We start from the raw sequence: 1,502 nt of genomic DNA on the forward strand, positions 1-1,502 counted from the left end.
GCCAACCGCACCGCCAACCAGACCGCCGAACCCGGCAACGTCATCCACTCCTCCAACCTCTGCACCGAGATCCTGGAAGTCACCAACGACGCCGAAACGGCCGTCTGCAACCTGGGCTCCGTCAACCTCGGCGCCTTCGTCGACAACGGTGACATCGACTGGGAGCGGCTGGACGAGACGGTCCGCACGGCCGTCACCTTCCTGGACCGCGTCGTGGACATCAACTTCTACCCGACCGAGCAGGCGGGCCGCTCCAACGCCAAGTGGCGCCCGGTCGGCCTGGGCGCGATGGGCCTGCAGGACGTCTTCTTCAAGCTGCGCCTGCCCTTCGACTCCCCCGAGGCCAAGGCCCTGTCCACCCGGATCGCCGAGCGCATCATGCTCGCCGCCTACGAGACCTCAGCCGACCTCGCCGAACGCAACGGCCCGCTGCCCGCCTGGGACCAGACCCGCACCGCCCAGGGCGTCCTCCACCCCGACCACTACGACGTGGAGTTCACCTGGCCCGAGCGCTGGACGGCACTGAGGGAACGCATCGCCGCCGTGGGCATGCGCAACGCCCTGCTGCTGGCCATCGCCCCGACCTCGACCATCGCGTCGATCGCGGGGGTGTACGAGTGCATCGAGCCGCAGGTCTCCAACCTGTTCAAACGCGAGACCCTCTCGGGTGAGTTCCTCCAGGTCAACTCCTACCTCGTGCAGGACCTGAAGAACCTCGGCGTCTGGGACGCCCGCACGCGCGAAGCCCTGCGCGACTCCAACGGCTCCATCCAGGACTTCCCCTGGATCCCCGAAGAGATCCGCGCCCTGTACCGCACGGCCTGGGAGATCCCGCAGCGCGGCCTGATCGACATGGCCGCCGCCCGCACCCCGTTCCTCGACCAGGGCCAGTCCCTCAACCTCTTCCTGGAGACGCCCACCATCGGCAAGCTCTCCTCGATGTACGCCTACGCCTGGAAATCCGGGCTCAAGACGACGTACTACCTGCGCTCCCGCCCGGCGACGCGCATCGCCCGCGCCGCCCAGGCACAGGCCACCGTCCCCGTACAGCAGACCACCGACCCCGACGCGATCGCCTGCTCCCTGGAAAACCCCGAGTCCTGCGAGGCCTGCCAGTAATGACCACCCGTAACGCCAACCTTCTCGACCCGGGCTTCGAACTGACCCTGCGCCCCATGCGCTACCCCGACTTCTACGAACGCTACCGGGACGCCATCAAGAACACCTGGACCGTCGAAGAGGTCGACCTCCACTCCGACGTCGCCGACCTCGCCAAACTGACACCGGAAGAGCAACACCTCATCGGCCGGCTCGTCGCCTTCTTCGCCACCGGCGACTCCATCGTCGCCAACAACCTCGTGCTGACCCTCTACAAGCACATCAACTCCCCCGAAGCGCGCCTGTACCTGTCGCGTCAGCTCTTCGAGGAAGCCGTCCACGTCCAGTTCTACCTCACCCTCCTGGACACCTACCTCCCCGACCACGACGACCGCGCCGCCGCC

The 1,502-nt window shown here is 67.4% G+C and carries 2 protein-coding genes; both read left to right on the top strand.

The genetic code is table 11. The features are described from left to right. Window positions 1-1,119: ribonucleoside-diphosphate reductase subunit alpha (locus AB0L21_RS39600; protein WP_365788781.1), on the top strand; the 1,119-nt coding region annotated here is incomplete at its 5' end. Beyond that, on the top strand, window positions 1,119-1,502 hold a 384-nt coding region (locus tag AB0L21_RS39605), incomplete at its 3' end, for a ribonucleotide-diphosphate reductase subunit beta (protein WP_365788782.1). The genes AB0L21_RS39600 and AB0L21_RS39605, both read left to right, overlap by 1 nt.

The organism is Streptomyces sp. NPDC052721, assembly GCF_040678315.1.
GTDB lineage: Bacteria > Actinomycetota > Actinomycetes > Streptomycetales > Streptomycetaceae > Streptomyces.